17 protein-coding genes are annotated in these 20,399 nt (G+C 63.1%); 7 read left to right on the top strand and 10 right to left on the bottom strand.

What is annotated here, in order from left to right; genetic code table 11:
* Nucleotides 1–439 precede the first annotated feature (439 nt).
* The 3 genes from VF515_10965 to VF515_10955 form a co-directional block, all read right to left on the bottom strand.
* A complete protein-coding gene (locus VF515_10965) occupies nucleotides 440–1,231 on the bottom strand; it encodes a class I SAM-dependent methyltransferase (GenBank protein HEX7408152.1) in 792 nt (263 codons plus the stop codon).
* Nucleotides 1,232–1,305: 74 nt separating this feature from the next.
* Nucleotides 1,306–2,892: a radical SAM protein gene (locus tag VF515_10960; GenBank protein HEX7408151.1), complete on the bottom strand. Its 1,587-nt coding sequence runs from the start codon at nucleotides 2,890–2,892 to the stop codon at nucleotides 1,306–1,308.
* Nucleotides 2,893–3,052: 160 nt separating this feature from the next.
* Entirely contained in the window at nucleotides 3,053–4,108 is a 1,056-nt protein-coding gene (locus VF515_10955; GenBank protein ID HEX7408150.1) for a glycosyltransferase family 2 protein, read from the bottom strand.
* A 239-nt stretch (nucleotides 4,109–4,347) separates the two neighbouring features.
* Here VF515_10955 and VF515_10950 point away from each other — a divergent pair, with 239 nt between their 5' ends.
* Nucleotides 4,348–5,154, top strand: coding sequence for an inositol monophosphatase family protein (locus VF515_10950; protein ID HEX7408149.1), 807 nt, complete (start codon nucleotides 4,348–4,350; stop codon nucleotides 5,152–5,154).
* Between the two features lies 1 nt (nucleotide 5,155).
* Here the strand turns inward: VF515_10950 and VF515_10945 are convergent, their stop codons facing one another.
* On the bottom strand, nucleotides 5,156–6,154 hold the full coding sequence (locus VF515_10945) for a lysylphosphatidylglycerol synthase transmembrane domain-containing protein (protein ID HEX7408148.1): 999 nt from the start codon (nucleotides 6,152–6,154) through the stop codon (nucleotides 5,156–5,158).
* A gap of 386 nt (nucleotides 6,155–6,540) precedes the next feature.
* On the opposite strand from VF515_10945, the gene VF515_10940 reads away from it, so the two are divergent.
* Nucleotides 6,541–6,951, top strand: coding sequence for a DUF1565 domain-containing protein (locus VF515_10940; GenBank protein ID HEX7408147.1), 411 nt, complete (start codon nucleotides 6,541–6,543; stop codon nucleotides 6,949–6,951).
* A gap of 15 nt (nucleotides 6,952–6,966) precedes the next feature.
* Nucleotides 6,967–7,728, top strand: coding sequence for a right-handed parallel beta-helix repeat-containing protein (locus tag VF515_10935; GenBank protein HEX7408146.1), 762 nt, complete (start codon nucleotides 6,967–6,969; stop codon nucleotides 7,726–7,728).
* 197 nt (nucleotides 7,729–7,925) lie between these two features.
* Here VF515_10935 and VF515_10930 read toward each other — a convergent pair whose 3' ends face one another.
* From VF515_10930 to VF515_10910, 5 genes are all read right to left on the bottom strand, one after another.
* Complete coding sequence (locus VF515_10930) at nucleotides 7,926–9,104, bottom strand: hypothetical protein (GenBank protein ID HEX7408145.1); 1,179 nt, start codon at nucleotides 9,102–9,104, stop codon at nucleotides 7,926–7,928.
* Nucleotides 9,097–10,476 (bottom strand): M23 family metallopeptidase, encoded by a 1,380-nt coding sequence (locus VF515_10925; protein ID HEX7408144.1) that lies wholly within the window; start codon nucleotides 10,474–10,476, stop codon nucleotides 9,097–9,099. Before VF515_10925 ends, VF515_10930 begins: the two co-directional genes overlap by 8 nt.
* A 98-nt stretch (nucleotides 10,477–10,574) precedes the next feature.
* Entirely contained in the window at nucleotides 10,575–11,261 is a 687-nt protein-coding gene (locus VF515_10920; GenBank protein ID HEX7408143.1) for a CYTH domain-containing protein, read from the bottom strand.
* A 7-nt stretch (nucleotides 11,262–11,268) separates the two neighbouring features.
* Nucleotides 11,269–12,873, bottom strand: coding sequence for an acyl--CoA ligase (locus tag VF515_10915; GenBank protein ID HEX7408142.1), 1,605 nt, complete (start codon nucleotides 12,871–12,873; stop codon nucleotides 11,269–11,271).
* A 91-nt stretch (nucleotides 12,874–12,964) separates the two neighbouring features.
* Entirely contained in the window at nucleotides 12,965–14,515 is a 1,551-nt protein-coding gene (locus VF515_10910) for an acyl-CoA synthetase (protein HEX7408141.1), read from the bottom strand.
* Between the two features lie 203 nt (nucleotides 14,516–14,718).
* On the opposite strand from VF515_10910, the gene VF515_10905 reads away from it, so the two are divergent.
* The 3 genes from VF515_10905 (at nucleotide 14,719) to VF515_10895 (ending at nucleotide 18,607) form a co-directional block, all read left to right on the top strand.
* Nucleotides 14,719–16,686: an ABC-F family ATP-binding cassette domain-containing protein gene (locus VF515_10905; protein HEX7408140.1), complete on the top strand. Its 1,968-nt coding sequence runs from the start codon at nucleotides 14,719–14,721 to the stop codon at nucleotides 16,684–16,686.
* Between the two features lie 41 nt (nucleotides 16,687–16,727).
* Nucleotides 16,728–16,961, top strand: coding sequence for a hypothetical protein (locus tag VF515_10900; GenBank protein ID HEX7408139.1), 234 nt, complete (start codon nucleotides 16,728–16,730; stop codon nucleotides 16,959–16,961).
* A gap of 347 nt (nucleotides 16,962–17,308) precedes the next feature.
* The gene (locus tag VF515_10895; GenBank protein HEX7408138.1) at nucleotides 17,309–18,607 is read left to right on the top strand and encodes a HAMP domain-containing sensor histidine kinase; all 1,299 of its coding nucleotides are present in this window, start codon (nucleotides 17,309–17,311) and stop codon (nucleotides 18,605–18,607) included.
* A 30-nt stretch (nucleotides 18,608–18,637) separates the two neighbouring features.
* Here the strand turns inward: VF515_10895 and VF515_10890 are convergent, their stop codons facing one another.
* The gene (locus VF515_10890) at nucleotides 18,638–19,741 is read right to left on the bottom strand and encodes a hypothetical protein (protein HEX7408137.1); all 1,104 of its coding nucleotides are present in this window, start codon (nucleotides 19,739–19,741) and stop codon (nucleotides 18,638–18,640) included.
* Nucleotides 19,742–19,899: 158 nt separating this feature from the next.
* Here VF515_10890 and VF515_10885 point away from each other — a divergent pair.
* On the top strand, nucleotides 19,900–20,399 hold a 500-nt coding region (locus tag VF515_10885), incomplete at its 3' end, for an NAD(P)-dependent oxidoreductase (protein HEX7408136.1).

Raw genomic sequence — 20,399 nt, 5'->3', positions numbered from 1 at the left:
TTTCCGAGGGGTGGATGCGGGCGCTCTTCTTGTCTTTGTCAGATTCCCGTCCCATCCCTGACGGGGAACTCTTCTGCTGCACGTTGATGGCAGCTCCTTCTCTGGGCAGTGGTTGTTGTCCCATCACTATCACCAATCTGATTTTCGCTGATCCGATGGGTCTGCGTGTAGATGAGCCTACGATCGCGGTTCAAGTCCTGGTCGATGGAGCGCAATGTGGCGCCTGGGCATCAGCGACGCCGACCGCCACCCTGCCCCAGCTTTACCTGCCACGCAGACGCCGACAGCCACAGCGACTGTGGTCCCCGCCTCAAGTCGGTTTGTCGATAACGGTGACGGAACAGTGACCGACACCATGACCGCGCTGATGTGGGAAAAGAAAGACAGCGCCGGTGGTTTGCATGATGCGAACGACTCATACCCGTGGGCAGGGTTCTGCTCAATCAGCGGCGTACCCTGCCAGTCGAGTGCGAGCGCAGCGACGGGGGTCAACAGATACAGGGTCTTCTTCGACCACAGGGTGCACGCAGTGCGCCGTGAGCGACGGGACATGCAATGTAGTAGACGACATTGGTTCCCAGACCATTACGATTTGGGACTGGTTGGTGCGGCTCAACGCAGCGAACTTCGCAGGGCACAGTGATTGGCGGCTGCCGAACCACCGGGCGTGGGTAATATACAGCCTCGCATTCCTTTCGAGGCACGCGGGCACTTGCTCGAAGAAGCGCTTCCGCTGGGAGCGGTGGCAGTGGTTCAATACGGAGAACGCCAAGGCGAACACGAAATCACCTCCGACGCTCGTAAAACCGAAATCGCAAAGTGTTTGCAGCGTCGGCTTCTTGTGGCTGAGCTTCTTGTCTTCTACGATCTGACGGGCTGCTTGGATGAAATCCCGATTGTAATCCACTCCGAAGTACTGCCCTTGGTCCAGGTAACCAATCAAGTGTGCGCCGCCGCGTAGTGGTCCACATCCCACGTCGAGGAACTTGTGAAACGGTTGGAGACCCATCTGCTTGAGAAAGAACAGTGGAAAAGCTCCCCGGAGCTCCCACGCATCGCGGCCGCCGCCCAGATACTGCTTATAGCTCCCGTCCCGTATCTCCGAGGGGGTGAGCCTGATGGCCCGATAGTAACCGCCCCTGAATTTGTAGGTCGCGCTGTAAACACGCCTCAGCCGCATCACAACCGGCTCGAGCAGCTGTTCTCTCGCAATCGTTTTCAGCGTCGCCATGATCCGCTCAAAGGAAAGGCTCAGAAGTTCGGCCGCCTGCCGGCAAAGATTGCGGCAACATTGAGGAGAGGCTCCTAGTCCTGCCGACCGAAGGCGCCAAGGGCCTTGACCAGCGTCGTCTCGATCGGCCACCGCGCGTCGAGGCGCGTCACGCGATACCTCGCCAAGGGGTAATAGAGCTTGGCCAGCGCCATCACCAGCGGGTTGGTTTTCTTATAGGGCGTGACGAAATGTCCTTTTCCGAGGAACATCAGGGGGAAGTCCATCGCCCTGACGAGCCGTTTCGTCTCCGCCGGGATCCAGGGTGACTGCTTGGCAACGTTGCGGAAGTTGAACTCGGCCCATCCTTCCAAGCGCTGCGGCTCGACCAACCCATGCTTCACACAAGAGTCGTACAAAGGCGTTCCCGGGTAAGGGGTGTAGATATTGAACGTCTTGACCGCTCGTGGGTTCTCATCGGTGAGCTGTACCGCCAGGCGCACGCTCTGGGCAAACTCGTCAGGGGTTTCGGTGGGAAGTCCCATCATGAAAAGGTAGATGGGCACGATCGGATAGGGGATCAGTTTCCGGTTGGCTTCGATTACCTTCTCCACTGTCAAGTCCTTCTGGAGGAGATCCAGCAGTCGCTGGCTCCCCGACTCGACGCCAACGGTAAGGCGCTTGACTTTGGCCCTCACCAGCAGATCCAAGAAATCCCGATCCATCCGACAGATGGTGTCGGCGCGAATCTGGAGCTTGCTGATGGAGATGTCGAGGTCGGCGCGCACGATTGCCTCCAGGATGGCGTGCGCCCGTTCCATATCAATGAAAAAGTGATCGTCGGTAAAGAGGAACCCGCGGATGTTGTAGTCGCGTATGATTCGTTTGAGATGATCGAGTACGGTCTCAGGCTGCATCGCCCTCCATTTTCGCTTGTGCATCACCGGGTCCCAGCAGAAACTGCAGCGAAATGTGCAACCGCGGCTGGAGTTGAAGCTCAAGTGGTCGATACCAAAAAGCCGCCTCCGATAGTGGTCGATCTGAATGAGATGGTAGGCGAGGGGCGGTTGGTCGTCGAGATTCACGAATGGCCGTTCTCCCGTCCAGCGAAACCGGTTGCGGGCGTCGGCGGCTGTGCGGACTGCGCCTTGACCGTCATCGGCGCCGAGGGTCGGCAATCCTGAGGACTCGACTTGACCGATACCGTGTGGTGTCGGCGGGTTTCCGCTGCCGTCCTTGTACCAGATCCCGGCGACTTGGCTCAGGGGCGTCCCTGATTCCAGGGCTTTGATCAACTCGGGGAATGTGGCCTCGCCCTCACCGACCACGACGATATCCGCATAGGGATGGGCCAGCGTCTGCCGCGGCATGAGGCTGGGGTGAACGCCTCCCCAGACGATGGGAACGTCCGGATGTCGCTCTCGGACAATCCGACAACCCTCCATGGCGTGCAGGATCTGCGGGCCGGTCATGCACGTTACGCCAAAGCAGATCGGCTTTTCCGCGAGCGCCTCCAACAGTTCTCGCTTCCACCGTGGGTTGGCAAACTCGTCGATAATCTTGATTCGATATCCTTCCCCATCCAGAGGGGTAGCCGGGCAAAGCAGGCTCAACGGCAGCTCGACGCGTCGCTGAACCTGCCATCCACGTCGGGGCGCTGGGTTGAATAGCACGATATCCATCGTTGGCGTTCCTCAACTCGGCCGCTGGTCGGTCCCAAGCCGCACGGAAGCGTCTTTTCTTGCGGCAAAGCCTACCACGTTTGGACCCGAGTCAATTCCCGTCCCGGTTGACACTCAAGTGACAACCCACGTCGTTCCCACGGCCCCCATGGGACGCTAGCTAGCGCGTGGCTCTGGGCGATGCGAGACCTGGCCGCTGTCGCCGCGGGTTCAGCTTGTCAAACACATGCAGCACCACCGCAACCCCAGCCGCCACTCCGCAGTAACAGTAGTACAACCAATGCAACGGCACCGCCTGCGCCGCGAACAGCCGTCCACGTTTGCGGGCAAAAAAGCGGTACAGGTCGAAGTTCAGGTAGAGCAACGCGCCGACAGGGGCCATCACCAGGGATAGAAAGAGGAAGAGCGGCCATTGGCTCGGCGAAGGCGTCAGCCATCGCGCCAAGGCGGCGGCCAACCACAGGCCGACGCCGAACACCAACGCGACGCTCAGCCGATGGGCTAGCGTTAGGTTCAAATCCGGCGGCATGGTGCGGTCACGCAGCATGAGCCGGAACCACGGAATGCCACGGTCGAACAGGTCCGTGCGCAGTAACGTTCTGAAGGTCCAGCGTTTCAAGTGGGTCACCTGGATCGCTGGGTTCAGGTCGATGCGCCGACCCTGTGCCCGCAGGCGAAATCCCAGTTCGATGTCTTCGATGCAGGGCCGCCTGTACGATTCGTCGAAGCCACCTGCCGCCAGGAAGATGTCCCGCCGGATGGCGCCGCATCCCGCCCAGAAGGTCCACGCTTGCGGCCGGCTGGTGTGATGCACGAAATGGTGGAAGAGGTTCTTGTACTGCGAGATGAATCCTGGATCTGCCGGTGTGTCATCGTACGAACCGATGAGCGCGTCCGCCGACGGGTGTTGACGGAAATAGGCGTCCACCTGGCCGAGCGTCTCCGTGTGAACGCATACGTCAGCGTCCAAGAACAGCACAATCTCGCCTTGGGCCTGCGCCGCCCCGCGATTGCGAGCCCGTGCCGGCCCACCGTTCTGGTCGAGGGCTACGACCGTTGCGCCATGTGTGCGGGCGATGCGTTGCGACTGGTCGGTGGAAGCGTCGTCGACGACGATGCATTCGTAATTCCCGAAGCTCGATCGCCGCACGCTTTCGAGGCAACGGTCGAGGAACGCCGCTGCGTTATGAACCGGGATGATGACCGACAGTCTCATTGGCGCCGTACTTCCGTGCCTCGCCGCAACCACGCGGCTGCTTTCCGTCTGCTAAAGGAATCGGGGCGGCGGGTCAACACACTGGTCTTTCGGCTGCGGCGGGACGCTCCCGTTGACCCGACGCCATGCCCGGGCGCGCAATTGGTGTAGGGGCGGCCCCCTGTGGCCGCCCTCCCACAGGGGGCGAAAGGAAGATGTTCGCCTTGCCCCACACCGGTTGATGTGGGACTGGTAGAGAGATGGAGGCGTTCGAAAGCGTTGCGCGTGCGGTTGTGGCCGAGGCAGGTGAGCGGCTGCGCGCCGCTTGGCGCAAGGCCAAGGTCATCGAGCATAAGGGCGTGATCGACATCGTGACCGAGACCGATCGCGAGGTGGAAGCGCTCGTGGCCGGAGAACTGCGGCATGCTTTTCCGGAGCACCTCATCGTTGCCGAAGAAGCCTCAACCGGTACCACGCTCCAGCCGCCACCCGACGATCGCTACGTGTGGTACCTCGACCCGCTCGACGGCACCACGAACTTCGCGCACGCCTATCCGCACTTCGCCGTCTCGCTGGCGCTTGCGCACGGGCGCGAAGTGTTGCTCGGCATCGTGCACGACCCGGTTCGGAACGAGACGTTCTTTGCGCGCCGAGGATATGGCGCAACTATGAACGACCAGTCGATTCACGTCTCCACGGTAGACGATCTCGAGCAGGCGCTCGTCGGCACCGGGTTCCCTTACGACCGCCGGGAGCACGTCGATTTCTACCTCGGCTTCCTTGCCGACGTCATGCGCCGCGCCCAGGGCGTCCGGCGCGGCGGCTCCGCGGCCCTCGACCTGTGCTACGTCGCCTGCAGCCGCCTCGATGCCTTTTGGGAATGGCGGCTGAAACCCTGGGACACCGCAGCCGGCGCCCTCGTCGTCGCAGAAGCGGGCGGAACCATCACGGATTTTCGCGGCGGCCCGTTCGATCTCTACGGACAGCAAACCGCGGCATCCAACGGGCATCTGCACGCGACGATGACCGGCATCCTGTCAGCGCGGCTCTCTGCGAATCGCACCTGACTTACGCTTGCGCCACGAGTTCGGTTCGCGCCCGACGCATGTCTGCGAGCCCGACGCCGGCCAATGGCAGGGCAACGACTCCCTGCGCCACCAGGGACAAGAGCTGAATCGCGTTGAGTACCAGACCGTACGCCAGCGCGTCCGCTTTGCCTACGCCGAAGAGATCCAGCGCCAGTACGCAGGCCCACTGGAACGTGCCGATCATGCCGGGCGCGTTGGGGAGTGCCGTCCCGAAACCGATGAAGATGAAGACGATCAGCGCGGCGCTGAACGGGACCGCAAAGCCGAAGGCGCGGATGATCACGTAGCTCGAGAGGATCGGCAGGAACCAGAGCGCCAGCGACACGAGGAACACGGCGGCCAGCAAGCGTCCGTCCGGGAGGATGCGCATGCCGTCGAGCAACGCCCGCGTCACCCGCTTGAAGCCCGCCGCCAGGCGTTGCGGAAGCACGCGGACGATCCAGCGGTCGACGAACGGCTCACCTTTCCACCACAGCAGCACGACGAAGGTGACGATCACCGCCGCGCCAACGGCTGGGAAGGCGGCGCCGCGGCGGACCCAGGAAGGCAGGTTGGCGGTGGTGAGCAGCCCAACCAGGATGTAGAAGACAATCACCACCGAGTCCATCGTCTTTTCCACCACCAGGTTGCCGACGACGTTGGAAAAGGTTACGCGCGACCGCCGCGACAGCAGCCACGGCCGGACAAACTCTCCCAGCCGCACGGGCAGCAGATTGATGGCCATATAGGCCACGCTGGTGACCACCCATAGCCGTCCGAGCCCTATCCGTTGCAGCGGCTGCAGCTCGAGTTGCCAGCGCCAGGCACGGAAGACCTGGAGAGTGAAGCTGATCGCGAACGCGGGAATCAACCAGCGGGGATCGAAACGCCCGAGGGCGGTTCCTAGATCCGTCAACGGAACATTGCGGAAGGCCAGATACAGAAAAACCGCACCGACAACGGTGCTCAGAGCCGCCTTCGTCAGAAGTGAACGGGTCATGTCAGCTCGCATGTCGCAGTCATCGTCGTCTCCCCAGTGCTCATAGTTACCGCCGGTCACCTCGGAGGGCAATCATCACGCCGAGGCTGCCCGTGGCGGCCAGACAGATAGCCGATCATCTCGCATCATTGTCCGATCCTCTTCCGCTTTCTTTTGACGCCTCTGGGTAAATTGCATGCGGCGTAACAGCCATCTGCGTTTCCACTTGATGCAACTGCGAACGGTGGTTCGTCGCGTGCCCAGGCACGTTGGTTGCTCAACGATCAGTTGACGCTTGTGTTCGTGGGATTGCGCAATCCCGCGGACGAACGATGAAGCGAGAAAGGGCCGATACCGTGCACGGCGGTGTCGGCCTTTTTGTTTCGGACGATCGGATGGAGACGAACATGAAACCTGTAATTCTCTTGATCATCAGCTGTCTGGCGAGTGTGCTCACGCTTTCGCCCGGAACCGGCGCCGCAGGTGCGGTCTACTACGTGGCCTCAGACGGCTCAGACCATGACCCGGGCAGTGTACGGCAGCCGTTCCGCACTATCGCCTACGCGGTCACACGCGCCCGCGCCGGTGATCTCGTAATGGTGAACCCGGGGCAGTACAAGGAATCCGTTGCCATTATACGCGCTGGGACCCAGGGTGCGCCGATCGTCCTGCGCGGGTTGCCGGGCGCAGTGTTGACCAGTCCGGATCCCACCAAGAGCCTTTCGGCCTTCGACATCGGCGGGCACGCGGCGTTCGTGACGGTCCAGAACTTTGAGCTGGCCGGCGGTTTTGCCGAGACCGTGTTCGTCCGACCTTGAGCACATGACATCGAGTTGTCGGGACTCCATATCCACAACAACCACACCGGCATCTGGATTGCCGGCGCTTCGAACGTGGTCGTCCACGACTGCATCATCGACCATAACTTCCGCACGGGCATCCGCATCTGTGCCGGCGCGCATCGCATCCGTGTGGCCGACACCCGCTCCGAGGCGAACGATGACGGCCTCGGGTGCGACGACAGCGAGTCGGACGGCTTCAATACCGACGCATCGACATCGGATATCGTGTTCGAGCGCGTCAGCGCCGTTGGGAACTCGCAAGATGGTTTCGACTTCAAGAGTCCCAACGTCACGCTGCTGCAGGCCATCTCGCGCGACAACGGCTGTTCGGGAGTAAAGGTCCAGGCCGGCGGCTATCTGGAAAACGTGCTGGTGGAATACAACACAGTCGGAATTAACGCGGCTGCGCCAGCCGGTGGGACCACGGTCTTGCAGAACTGCACGCTGTCGCAGAACGATCTGGGTGTACGTGCGCTCGGCACCGGCAACACGTTGATGATGAGAAATTGCATCGTGACCGGGCCGGGCAAGGCGCTGAGCTACAACAGTCCGGTGCAATTGATCGAGCATCACAACATCCTCTACCGGCCGCTATCGACAGATCGGCTGATCGTCCACGAGGATCCGAACGGAGAGACGCTCTACTCGGGCGACGGCGTGAACAGCGGTCAGTGGCAACGTGAAAGCGGGCAGGGACAGGAGACGTTGCCGTTACCCCGCAGCTCGATCCCCTCAGTAGCCAACCGCTGGTGAATAGCCCGGCGATCGACAGTGGCGATCCTTCGGGAGCCCCGCCTGTGGATCTGGCCGGCAGGGTCCGGCCGCTCGGCGACGGCGTCGATCGCGGCGCGTTCGAACGGCCGCCCGATGCCGCTGTGGTGCGCTCACGCAGCACCGCGGTACGTAGTTACCTCGCCGGGTCCGACCGGACGCGATCGCGCTGACGCGAGCTATCGTCGGCGCTGCGCTTCCCGCGCGGCTTGTTGCGGGGTCACCACCAGCGACGTTCGGGATTCTTCCTCCCGGCGCTCTTCCTCCATCTGCAAGAAGGCGGCTAGGCTGGTGCGCGCGAGTTGCTCGCAGAAAGCAATCTCGCGGCCGCCTCGGCGGCTCGCCTCGAGAGCCAGCGCCGCCGCGAGGGCTCGCCGCGCCTGCTCGGAACGCTGCGTGACGTGGAGGAAATATGCCATCTCCTCCAGGCGGCGCACCCAGCTCAGCTGGATCTCGCCCCCGAACAGTTCTTCGACGGCGCGCTCGGCTACGGCGCCAAAACGCTCCTGTTGCTGGCCCGGTTGCAGAATCAGCGGGCTGGTTTTGGCTTCCAGCACCTCGTCGATGTACGGCTTGAGGACATCGCGATCGAAAAACCAGGTGCGGAACTCTTTTTCGTCTAGCAGCTTGGCAGACTCAGCCACCAGCTGCGGGTCACGGCGCACGGCGTCGCTATCCGTGCGCGCCAAGATCAGCGCCGGCATCTCCGTCACCGGCTGCTTGATCAGTTGCGCCCGCAATCCCGGGTAGTCGCCGCTGACCGAGTGGCCTTTCTCGGCCGCCCAGCGCATTGCCCGATCGATGAGGTAGTCACAGTAGCGCCAGTCGGCTTCGACCATGCGGAGCTCATGCTTGTCGAGCAATTGCTGTCGTGCCGCGCGCAGCGCCTTGCGCGTCGTTTCGGAGAGATCCACTTCCCGCAGGCCATCGGGATCGTTGATCACGGCGAACAAATGCGCCACGCTGCCTGCCCTCGGTTTGGCGAGCCACACCAGTTGATCACCCCCGCCATCGACCGCAGAGAGATACCCTTCCAGCGCGGGCGCCGGTGCCACCAGCGTTGGTTTCGGCGTCGCGGGCTGCGGAATCGTCAGACCGCGACGCTCCAAACGGTACAAGGAGCGGCGGATTTCCTTGCGCACCAGCTTGTCGCTGCTGGCCGTCTCTAGTGCGATCAGTGCCTCGACACTGGCGGGTTCGGTATGCGAGCCGAGACGGGTGGCGATGGCGAGATCGGCGGCGGCATCGCGGCCGGCAGTGTGACGGAGCGCCTCGACGCTGGCGTCGGCGGGCACTCCCCACTCTTTGAGTCGTTGTTCACCGAGGTGGAGTTGACTCTCGCGGTCTGGCTTAGTCATGGTCGTGTGCGGCTCCGGGTGCGGTGGTTGCGCGTGGGAACATCGTCAATTTGGGTGTCACGTGATCGTGGAGCCAGTGGGGGTCCCACCACTCTACCGGGTCCACGTGCACGCCCCATAACATTACCGAGAAGTGGAGATGATCGCCACCGGCCAGACCGGTTTCGCCGCTCTGGCCGACTGTCTGGCCGGCCTTCACGCGCTCTCCGTGTTGCACGGCGATCGAGCTGAGATGTCCATAGAGCGTGAAGAGTCCGAGGCCATGATCCAGAATCACGGCATTGCCGTAAATGCCCAGATTGTCGGCGTAGACCACCACGCCCGTCTGCGCCGCTTCGACGGCGCTGAGTTTCAGCGAGGCCAGATCGTACCCCAGGTGCGTCTGATGATCGATGACGTCGCCATGGTAGGTGTAGGTGCGCCGATCGGCGAAGGAGCTGAGCGGCGCCGCGTTGGGCTGCCGCTGAAAGGCGCCGTCCCACAGGGGCTCCGGCGCGGAATGCGCCGTCACCTCGCGGATGCGCGCTTCATTCCGGCCTCGCAGATCTCGGTTGATCAGTAAGTAGCTTTTCACCAGGTCCGCGGTGATCGTCAGGCCGCTTTCGTGCGCGATCTCCGGCACCTTGCGGCTGAGAAAATCATCATCGACTGCCAACGTCCGCTCGGCAAACCGGTGGGGTTTGATGCTGCAAGGCAGATAGACCTCGCGCTGATTGCCGGCCGCGTCGCTGGCGATCAAACGGGGACGCACGTCCGTCGTCAAATCCTGCGGGACGGCGAAGAACGCCAGCGCCACGGCGGTATCAACAAAGTACCCCGTTTGCGCCGGAAAGAAATACTTGTCCACCTGAATGCCGCTGCGCACCGTGTCGGGGGACTGACGGAAGACGGCCAACTCCATGCCGCCGAGTCGGATGTTGTGTTGCGTCGTCAGCAACTCGATCTTTGGCGGGGTGAGGTCGACTGTAACCGGCAGCGAGAGCTGCGGCGTGCGCAAGATGGGCAACACGTGCCAGGCGTACGTTTCCACGTACACTTCCAGCGTGGCCGGCCCCTCCGGCACTTTCAACGGCAGAAGATCCGCTTCGACATGCACCCGCTTCTCCGACACTCCGCTGCCGCGCCAACTCGCGGTGGGGTAGGTGTCGCTCAGCAACTCATAGCTCGACCCGCCCGCTTGCAGGCGCACCGTCACTGAACGCAGACCGGGAGCATCGCTGCGAACGTCGAAATCAATTGGCGTCTTTCTTCCGAGGACCTCGACGGGGGCGGGTAACGAGACCACAGGGGCATGATGCTCGAACCTCAACCACCAGAGGGTTCCGACACTCAGCAGGAACGCTGCGCCCAAGACCACGAGCGCAGCGCGCATCAGATTTGCCCACCCGCGTTGTGCATGCTGGAATCTTTATTCGCCTCAGGGTCGGGCGAAGTCAAGCTTGCGTCCGTGGCTGCGGAATTCATGACCAGTCACTGCGCTCCGCATTCAGCGTGGAAGCCGGCGCCGTATAGCAAGCCGAGCCCGCGCGAGAACTTCGACTCGGCTGACGGCGCCAGATCGAAGCGTTGCTGCAGGAGTCGAGCCAAGCGGGTGACGTGGCGCCGTGTTCCATGCAGGCGCTCGATCTCGATTTCGCAGTAGGTGGCGACCGCCTGGCGGTCATCCGGCGCGCGCAGACGGACGCGATCCAACGCCAGCTCCGCCAGGGGCGGCGCCGTCGCCGGCGCCGCGAGCAGTGACACGTCGAATCGCCGGCGATGAATGTCCGTGATCAGAATGGGACTGAGGGCACACCCGGCGACGATCGCCTCGAGGTCTCCGTGCAGCTGGCCGTCCAGGTGAAAGGGGAATCGCGGTGCTGTGCACAGCGCCACCGTCCGCTCGGGACGTTCATGTACCAACCCGGCGACGCGGCCGGCCCATTTCGCCGTGAGCTCCCACCGCCCCAGGTGCCGGCGCAAGCGCACGGCGATGCGCCGGCGCGCCAGAGTCAGATCCGGCGTATCGATGTATACGGAGTGGAGGCGTGCGGCGCCATGCGGGAGCAGCCGGTACGGTCCGATGGATTCGAGGCGAGCGATGGCGCGCAGATCGCCCTCCCGCGCCACCAGCAACTTGGCTTCGACCTCGAGCGGTGCCGGCCGGGACCTCGCCACGCCAAACTCACTTCGCGCGCTTGCGGGCTTCTTCCCGCTGGCGCAGCTCGATCCGGCGAATTTTTCCGCTCACGGTTTTCGGTAATTCGTCGATGAACTCGATCTCGCGCGGATACTTATAGGGCGCGGTGGTCCGCTTCACGTGCTCCTGTAGTTCCCGAACCAGCGCCGCCGACGGTCGCACACCTTGCCGCAGTTTCACGAACGCCTTGACGATTGCGCCGCGCTCGGCGTGAGGGCTTGCGACTACGGCCGACTCGACCACGGCGGGATGCTCCAGCAGGGCACTCTCCACCTCGAAGGGGCCGATGCGGTACCCGGCGCTGATGATCACGTCATCGGCACGGCCGACAAACCAAAAGTAGCCGTCATCGTCGCGATAGGCGCGATCGCCGGTGAGGTACCACTGCCCGCGCCAACAGGCCGCCGTCTCCTGCGGATTCTTCCAGTATTCGCGGAAGAGGCCCGGCACGCGGCCACGCAAAGCCACGTCGCCGACTGCGCCGGCCGGCGGCTCGCCGCCGTGCGCATCGATCACCCGGACGTCGTGGCCGGGAAACGCCTTTCCCATGGAACCTGGACGGATCTCCATGCCGGGCAAATTGGCCACCAGGACGATCGTCTCGGTTTGTCCGTAGCCGTCGTGGATCCACCTCCCGGTGGCTGCTTTCCACGCGTGAATGACTTCCGGGTTCAGCGGCTCGCCCGCTCCCGTGCAGTGGCGCAACTTGGGAAAACGAAACTGCGCCAAGTCCTCCTTGACCAGCAGACGGTACTCGGTCGGCGGGGCGCAGAAGACGTTGATCTCGTACTTCTCCAGCAGGCGAAGCTCTTTCTCGGGTTCGAAACGGCCGTGGTACATGAAAATGGGGACGCCGTTGCTCCACGGGCCGAAGAGCACGCCGTACGCGGCCTTCGCCCAGCCGGTGTCCGACGTGGTCCAGTGCAGGTCTTCCGGCCGCAGGTCGAGCCAGTAACGGCCGGTATAACGCTGTGCGTACGTGTAGGCGTGCGTGTGCAAGACGGCCTTCGGATCCTTGGTGGTGCCGGAGGTGTAGAAGCAAATCGCCGGCTCATCGCTGCGCGTTGCCTCGGCGTGCCAGTGCGGTGCGGCCGCGGCCAGGGTGTCATTCCACGCGCGCCAGCCATTGATCGCCCCGCCCACTACGATCAAGGCGCGCAGCTCCTCGCATTCCCGACGAATCGCCTCGACCTCGGCGACATTCTCCGGTGCCGTGACGATGGCGCGGGCGCCACTGTGCTGCGCCCGGTAGCGGATGTCCTTGGCGCGCAGGCTTGCGGTGCATGGGATGACGAGGGCTCCGGCCTTCAATGCTCCCACGAACGCCACAAACCACTCCGGCACGCGCGGCAGCATGACCATGACCGGGTCGCCCTTGCCCACACCGAGCCCGCGTAGGGCATTGGCGAAGCGGCTGCTCTGAGTGCTGATGTCCCAGAACGTGTAGCGGGCTTCACGCCCAGCCTCGTCCTCCCAATACAGTGCGACGCGGCTGCGGTCCTGCGCCAAGGCGTCGATGACGTCGACGGCGAAGTTGAAATGCTCCGGCACGTGCCAGTGAAAGCTGCGGTACAGTTCGTCGTACTGCATAGCCAAACTCGCGTATAGCTTATCGCATATGGCTTATGGCCCGGAACGATACCGCGATCAGCTCTACGCCATACGCGGCGGCGCAGCCGCCTCAGATCACCCGCTCGCGGCCTTGCCAGTACGGATCGCGGAGCTTGCGCTTGTACAGTTTCCCGTTCGGATCGCGCGGCATGACTTCGATGAAATCAATCGACTTGGGACATTTGTACTTCGCCGCGTGTTGGAGACAAAAGGTCAGGATCTCCTGCGCCAGTGCCGGACCCGCGTGCACGCCGGGGGCCAGCTCGATCACTGCCTTCACCTGCTCGCCCCAATCCTCGTCGGGGATGCCAAAGACGGCGGCATCGGCCACCTTGGGATGGGTGAGCAGGACAGACTCGACTTCAGCCGGGTAGATGTTCGCCCCACCCGAAATGATCATGTCGATCTTGCGGTCGCAGAGGAACAGATAACCCTCCTCGTTCAGATAGCCGACGTCGCCAACGGTGAAGAACCCGTCACGCCGGTTGGCATCGGTCTTCTGCTTGTCTTTGTGGTACTCGAACTCCGCAGCGGCAAGTGACATGTACACGATTCCATGCTGTCCCGGCGGGCAGTCGTTGCCGGCATCATCCAGAACACGGATCGCCGAGCTCGGCCAAGCGCGCCCCACTGTGCCAGGGTATTTCAGCCATTCCTCGGGGGACACCAGCGTTCCACCTCCCTCGCTGGCGGCGTAGTACTCGTAAATGACCGGTCCCCACCATTGCAGCATGCGCCGCTTCACGTCGACGGGACATGGCGCGGCAGCATGGATCATGTGCCGCAAGGATGACATGTCGTAGCGGGCCTTGACGTCTTCGGGGAGCGCCAGCAGCCGGTGAAACTGGGTGGGCACCATGTGACTCGTGGTGACGCGATGCTTCTGAATGGCCTCGAGGCAGCTCTCCGGGGTCCACTTGTCCATCAGCACCAGGGTGTGCCCGATGTGCAGAGAGCTGGTGGCGAACATGAGCACCGCGGTGTGATACAGCGGCGAGCCGGTCAAATGCACCCCGTTGTCCCCAGGCTGAATGCCGAACATCCCCAAGAACATGCCCATCATCGAGAACACGATGTCGGGATCGTATGGTTGCAGGCGCCGGCGTACACCTTTGGGACGACCCGTGGTCCCCGACGTGTAGTTCATCACTTGCCCGGCGCAGCGGTCCGGGGGCAGCGTGGTCGGCTGGCCCGCCTTCAGGTCCGCGTAGGAAGAAAAGCCGGGGATCCGGCCGACGGCGAGCAAGGCCTGCTTCGGGAGTTTCAGCTCTTCCGCGACGCCGGCGCAGGCGCTGGCAAAACGCTCGGCGCCCACCAGAACTTTGGAATCGGAGTCCTGCACGATGTAGGCGATTTCCGACGCCGTGAGATGATGGTTGATTGGCGTCAGGTACCACCCGGCTTGTGCGGCCGCGAGATACAGCTCGATCATTGGTGCGCCGTTGGGCAGCACCGTCGCCAGGCAGTCGCCTTGCTTCAGGCCGAGACCCCGCAGGGCGTGCACCAGTTGGTTCGATGCTGCCAGGAGTTCGCCGGCAGTCAATTGTTTCCCGTCCGGCTCAACCAGGGCCAGGTGCGCCGGATCCTTCTGCGCTAACGTCCAGAAGCCTAATTCTGACATTGCAACTCCCCTCGCTGACTTTCAGGATTGCAGGTCGACTCTTCCCGATTGAAGCATCCGAAATCGGAAATCGCAAATCCGCGCCGGGCACAGTTACAACAGCTCTCGCTCACGGTCTATAGCCGCGGCTGTCCGTCTTCGCCGCGTTGAACTTCACCGCTGCCGTTTGCACCTCCGCGGCATCGTCGCTACATATCCTGGTTGTGCTCACGATCAGCAATCTGCGCAAGCGATACGGTTCGCAGACCGTGCTCGACGGGGTCAACTGGTTTGTACCGGACGGCTGTCGGGTCGGCCTGGTTGGAGCCAACGGTTCGGGCAAGTCCACACTCCTGCGGCTGATTGCCGGCCAAGGCGAGGCCGACGACGGCGTCATTGCGGTGCCCAAGGACTGCACTGTCGGCTATCTGCCCCAGGAGGTCTTGGGCATCAGCGGACGGACCGTGCTCGAACAGGCCCTGAGTGCCTTTGCTGACGTGCGTGCCCTGGAGGCGGAATGCCGCCGCGTCGAGCACGAGCTGGCGGAAATACCGGCGGACGATCCGCGTCACGATGCACTGATGGAGCGCTACACCAAGCTCTGCGGCGAATGGGACACGTGCGGCGCCTACGACATGGAAGCGCAGGCGGAGCGAGTGCTGGCCGGCCTCGGGTTCCGCTCCGCTGATCTGCAGCGCGATTGCGGGGAATTCTCTGGCGGCTGGCAGATGCGCCTGGCGCTCGCCACGCTGCTCCTGCGCCGGCCACATCTCCTCCTGCTCGACGAGCCGACCAACCACCTCGACATCGAAGCCCGCACCTGGCTGGAAGAGTTCCTCTCCGACTACCCGCACACCGTCGTCGTGGTGGCGCACGATCGCTATTTCCTCGACGTGGTCGTGCAACGCATCAGCGAGGTCGCACACGGATCGATCACGGATTTCCAGACCAACTACAGTCGCTACCTCATCGAGCGCGAGGAGCGCATACAACGCCAGGCCGAGGCGTACCGGTTGCAGCAGGAAGAGATCGAGCGGCTGCAAGGCTTCATCAGCCGGTTTCGCTACCAGGCGTCCAAGGCCGCGCTGGTGCAAAGCCGCATCAAGCAGCTCGACAAGATCGAGCGTCTGAAGCCGCCCGAGGGATATCGCAGCGTACATTTTCGCTTCCCGCAGCCGCCGCGTAGCGGGCGCATCGTGTTGGAGATGCGCGGGGCGTGCAAACAGTACGGCGATCTCGTCGTCTACGATCAGCTCGATCTCTCCATCGAGCGCGGCCGTAAGGTGGCGCTGGTGGGCCCCAACGGCGCCGGCAAATCGACGTTGATGAAGCTGCTCGTGGGCGTCGAGCCCCTGAGCGGCGGTGAGCGCATCGTTGGCCACAACGTCACGCTCGGGTACTTCGCGCAAGATCAGACTCAAGAGCTCGACCCGGGGCTTACCGTGCTGGAAGAGATCTCGCGGACGGCCCCAATGGAGCTGGTCCCCCAAGTGCGTCACATCCTCGGCGCCTTCTTGTTTTCGGGCGATGCGGTGGACAAGCGTACCGGCGTCCTGAGCGGCGGTGAGCGTAATCGGTTGGCCCTGGCCAAGCTCCTGCTCCATCCCGCCAACTGTCTGCTGCTGGATGAGCCGACGAACCATCTCGACATTCACGCCAAAGAGGTCCTGCTCGACGCGCTGCTCGCCTATCGTGGCACGCTCGTTCTGGTGGCCCACGACCGATACATCCTCGATCGCTTGCCGGAAGAGATCATCGAGGTCGGTGCCGGCACCGCCGTGCGCTATATCGGCAACTACGAAGAGTATCTCCTCAAGAAGGCCACGGGTGGGGACCATGCAACGAGGGTCGTCTCCGCCAGCGGCGCGCGCCGCGCCGAAGACGAGGAGGTCGCTCCAGAGCGCCCTGACCGTGCCAGTACGCGCGCCGCGCGTGAGGCGCAACGGCGGCAGGAACGCGCCCAGGCGCGTCGAGTGCAGGAGTGGGAGAAGACCGAGGCCGCCATTGCCGCCAAGGAAACCGAACTGAGCGTGTTGGCCGAGGGCATCAACCAACCTGGCTTCCACCAGGCGCACGCCAATCCGCACGCCGTCTTCAGTGAGTACGCGCGCCTGCAGAAGGAAATCGATACGTTGTACGCGGAGTTGGAGAAGCTCGAGGGCGCCGTGCCGGCGGTTGCGGCGTGTGAGTAGAATGATCCTGTGCGGATGGTAGCTGAACTTCCGAGATTCACATGATCGGCAGACAGATATTGAATGAAGAGGAGGCCTCCCCGAATTACCGCCTTCGCCAAGTCCAACTGCGCCGTACCGGGGACGTGAGTTGGGAAGTGATTGAATCCGCCTCTCGCATCGCGGTCGCCACCGGGATAGCCGATCGGGAGGAGGCGCTCCGCCTCGTGCGCGGATGGGAACGCCTCAGCCAGCGGATCGAAGGTGGCTTGCCGGGGCACGTGTTGGTGAACTGACAGTCGGTCAGCAGAGAACGATGCCCGCAAGAAACTCCGCGCGGAGGTGCAAATAATTGCACTGGGCTGCTCCCGTAAGCACAGCAGATCCGTTCTTTCATGGGTCGTTTTACGTAGTTTCCCCGAGTCAAATTTCAGCCAGCTGACCGACGAGTGACGCAGGCGCCGAACCGTGCGCCTGGCTGGTGAATTCTGGCCCTTCCGTGCGATGGCGATCGCCGTCAGCGTCAAGTTTTGAACTTCGCTGTGGTTGTCCCGTACATCCGGTGAGTACCGCCGTGGCATGTTGGGTGCTGAGATCTACCAGCGGCGTCGCGAACGTAAGACGTCTCTGCAACTCATTGCGCATGAAACCCTCCGCCCACCCGGTTACGACGTTGAACAAAGTCGAAGGCGTCCTGCTTCTCCGCTGGGTGTTGATCATCGCCACCTCATATCTGGTGCTTTTCAGCCACCCGGTGAGGCCTCTGGGGGTGGACCTCTTCGTTGCGGCGTACCTCGCATCCAACATCGTACTGCGCGCCCTGCTACCGCGCATGCCATCGGAATACTTCTTTGACGTGACCGTCGTGTTGTTTGATGCGACCATGGTGTCCGTCGGTCTGGCGATCACGGGTACGGCCTCGAGCCAGTTCTTCGTGATCTATTTCGTCGTCGTGTTTTTGAGCGCGCTGACCAAGCACCTCGAGCTGGTGGTGGGTGCAGCGGTGCTGGTCAGCGCTACGCATCTGTACAGCATGGCGCAGTTTATCGGCCTGGGGCCGTTACTCAGCCCAGGCTACGCCCTGCGCATCCCGTTTCTGTTTGCAGTGGCGCTCTTCTTCGGCCACCTGGTGGGAGAGGCACGCAACCGCGAGCGGGAGGCGGAAGACTCTCATACCCGCGGGCTGAGGATGGAGTTCCTGTCAACCTTCAGCCACGACCTCAAGAACCCTCTCGGGGTGATCCAGGCTTTAGCCAGGCTGCTGCTGGAGGGTGATGGTGGCCCGCTTACGGAGCGGCAGAGGAACCTTGCCCAGCGCCTCGACGCGACTACCCAACATGTCATCACGCTCGCCCTCAACCTTATCGATGCGGGCCGCATTGATGCCGGCTGGCTCGTCCTGCAACGGCGGGCGACGAACCTGGCAAACGTGGTAGAGGACGTTCTCCTGCTGGCGCGCAGCGCCAGTGATACCAAGGGCGTGGCGCTTCACTGCACGGTCGCACCCAACCTGCCGTTCGTGTATGTCGACCCGGTGCAGGTGGAGCGGGTCATCACCAACCTCGTCGGCAATGCCATCAAGTTCACGCCAGCGGAGGGGACGGTCTCCCTGTCCGCCGGGCGCGCGGCCGCTGACGAGATCGTCCTGGAGGTCCGTGACAACGGCGCGGGCATTCCACCGAGCGAGCTGCCGCTTGTGTTCGAGAAGTATCGCTGCCAAGCGCCCAGCAGCCCCATCGAGGGGTCGGGGCTTGGACTCTTTATCGTCGAAGCGATCGTGAAGGCGCACGGTGGGAGAATCGCGATCAGCAGCACGGTAGGACAGGGCACCGCGGTGACGGTGCATTTTCCCATCAGCCCCCGCAATACCGAGGCGGCCAATGCTTGTCCTGTCGCACCAATCTGGGCCAGTTCCCATACTGAACTGATGTCGAGGAGCTGATCCTCACGCCACTGGCGTAGCGGAGTGGCCTCACCGACCAGATCCGCGCCCTCGCGGAGACGCTCCGGCTCTGAGCCCGGGCGGGGGGACGCTGCCGGTGCCCCCGACGATCGCTTCGTGGGCCCGTCTGACCAACCGCATGACCACTTGGCGAATGGAGTGGTTAGCGGCGTACACGACGCTCGTGCGGCCTTCACCGACGCGGCGCTCGCGGAGTGGCCGCCCGTCGAAATCCACGCAGATGCCTCCCGCTCCTTCGACGATCCGCACCGCAGGGATCAGGTTCGGAATATTCTCGTTGACGACGATGAACGCGGCGCACTGGGATTCGTACCAGGGAGAACCATCGCGCCAGCCCAACATCATGCGCTGCAGGGCGCCCAGGCTGCCGAACTGCCGCAAGACGTCGTAGGCCCCGCCTGCATGGCGGTTGATGAGTAGCCGGTACAGCTCGACCGCCAGCGCTTCATCACCGGGCGCGCGCGTCTCCCGATCGTACGCCTGGAAAGCGTCGAAGAAGACGAACGACTGGCCCAGGTTCCGATTCGTACTGGTGAACAAGCGCCGCTTGCGTCTGCCGGCGAGTTCGTAGGTCCGCAGACGGCCGCTTCTGTCGGGGATCGCGATCACTTCCTGCGGGTAGGTCTTGTAGCTGGTGGGATTGCCATCCACGATGGTGGCCGCGATGAAATCCCCGATACATAAATGTTCCAGCGGCTTCTCCGTCGGAGCGGTAAACGCCATGACGGAAGTCCAGGCGCCGTCGTTGGTGGCGCGGACCTTCTTGTGGCGCAAGTCATTGCCGAGTCCTGCAATCTTGACCGTGCCATCGATAGCATCGAACAATACCCAGATCGTGGCGGTACCCTTCGCACCGTCGATCGTATGGGGAGGTTGATTCGGTTCGGGAACGAACTTGATCGGATAGCCCAGGTCCAGGCTGAGCCGTTCCAGGCGCTTGATGCCTGCCGCCTCGGCCACGGCATCCGCCATTTTGTTTCGCGCCGGTTTGAGAATCGACCTGCACGGCCTGGCACGGTCGCCGAGCGCCATCGCATGGACGGTCTCGCGGATCTCCCTCCCGGCTTCGATTGCGGCAGCGGCGCAGCGGTACGCGAGTGCGACGGTATCCATCCGGCGTGCGATGCCCGGCGGGCGGGCTTAGTCAAGCATCATGAGTCGAGACGCTTATAGGAGCGTGCTCAGAGACGGTCAAGCAGATCGGGCCATTGACTCCCTAACCCATTGTCTCGATAGATCATAGGCCAGACGAGTCGGCGGCGAAGATCGGTATGAAGGTAGTCGTGCTTGACGGCTATACCGTCAACCCGGGAGACAACCCCTGGGATGAACTTGCCCAGCTCGGCGAGCTGACGCTGTACGATCGCACGCCGGCGGAGCACCTCCTGTTGCGTGCCTGCGATGCGGACGTGCTACTGGTGAACAAGGTCCCTTTGACGGCACAGACGCTGGCAAATTTGCCCGCGCTGCGGTTCATCTCCGTCCTGGCTACAGGTTACAACGTGGTCGACGTGGCTGCGGCACGGCGGCGCGGCGTTCCGGTGTCCAATGTGCCGGAGTACGGGACCGATTCCGTGGCGCAGCATGTCTTCGCGCTGTTGCTGGAGCTGTGCCATCAGGCCGGTGCGCATCATGCGGCGGTGATGGCCGGCGAGTGGGTGAGGGCGCCGGATTTCTGTTTTTGGAAGACCCCGCCCATCGAGCTGGCTGGCCTGACGATGGGCATCATCGGCTTCGGACGCATCGGCCGGAGGGTGGGTGCGATCGCCCA

Source organism: Candidatus Binatia bacterium (genome assembly GCA_036382395.1).
In the GTDB taxonomy this organism is placed as follows: Bacteria; Desulfobacterota; Binatia; order HRBIN30; family HRBIN30; genus JAGDMS01.
The sequence above is the reverse complement of the archived record's forward strand: the minus strand, read 5'-3'. Positions and strand labels throughout refer to the sequence as shown.

Coding starts and splice junctions, on each gene's coding strand:
- VF515_10965 (HEX7408152.1), bottom strand. CDS start 1,231: ATGGCGACGCTGAAAACGATTGCGAGAGAACAGCTGCTCGAGCCGGTT.
- VF515_10960 (HEX7408151.1), bottom strand. CDS start 2,892: ATGGATATCGTGCTATTCAACCCAGCGCCCCGACGTGGATGGCAGGTT.
- VF515_10955 (HEX7408150.1), bottom strand. CDS start 4,108: ATGAGACTGTCGGTCATCATCCCGGTTCATAACGCAGCGGCGTTCCTC.
- VF515_10950 (HEX7408149.1), top strand. CDS start 4,348: ATGGAGGCGTTCGAAAGCGTTGCGCGTGCGGTTGTGGCCGAGGCAGGT.
- VF515_10945 (HEX7408148.1), bottom strand. CDS start 6,154: ATGACCCGTTCACTTCTGACGAAGGCGGCTCTGAGCACCGTTGTCGGT.
- VF515_10940 (HEX7408147.1), top strand. CDS start 6,541: ATGAAACCTGTAATTCTCTTGATCATCAGCTGTCTGGCGAGTGTGCTC.
- VF515_10930 (HEX7408145.1), bottom strand. CDS start 9,104: ATGACTAAGCCAGACCGCGAGAGTCAACTCCACCTCGGTGAACAACGA.
- VF515_10925 (HEX7408144.1), bottom strand. CDS start 10,476: ATGCGCGCTGCGCTCGTGGTCTTGGGCGCAGCGTTCCTGCTGAGTGTC.
- VF515_10915 (HEX7408142.1), bottom strand. CDS start 12,873: ATGCAGTACGACGAACTGTACCGCAGCTTTCACTGGCACGTGCCGGAG.
- VF515_10910 (HEX7408141.1), bottom strand. CDS start 14,515: ATGTCAGAATTAGGCTTCTGGACGTTAGCGCAGAAGGATCCGGCGCAC.
- VF515_10900 (HEX7408139.1), top strand. CDS start 16,728: ATGATCGGCAGACAGATATTGAATGAAGAGGAGGCCTCCCCGAATTAC.
- VF515_10895 (HEX7408138.1), top strand. CDS start 17,309: ATGAAACCCTCCGCCCACCCGGTTACGACGTTGAACAAAGTCGAAGGC.
- VF515_10890 (HEX7408137.1), bottom strand. CDS start 19,741: ATGGATACCGTCGCACTCGCGTACCGCTGCGCCGCTGCCGCAATCGAA.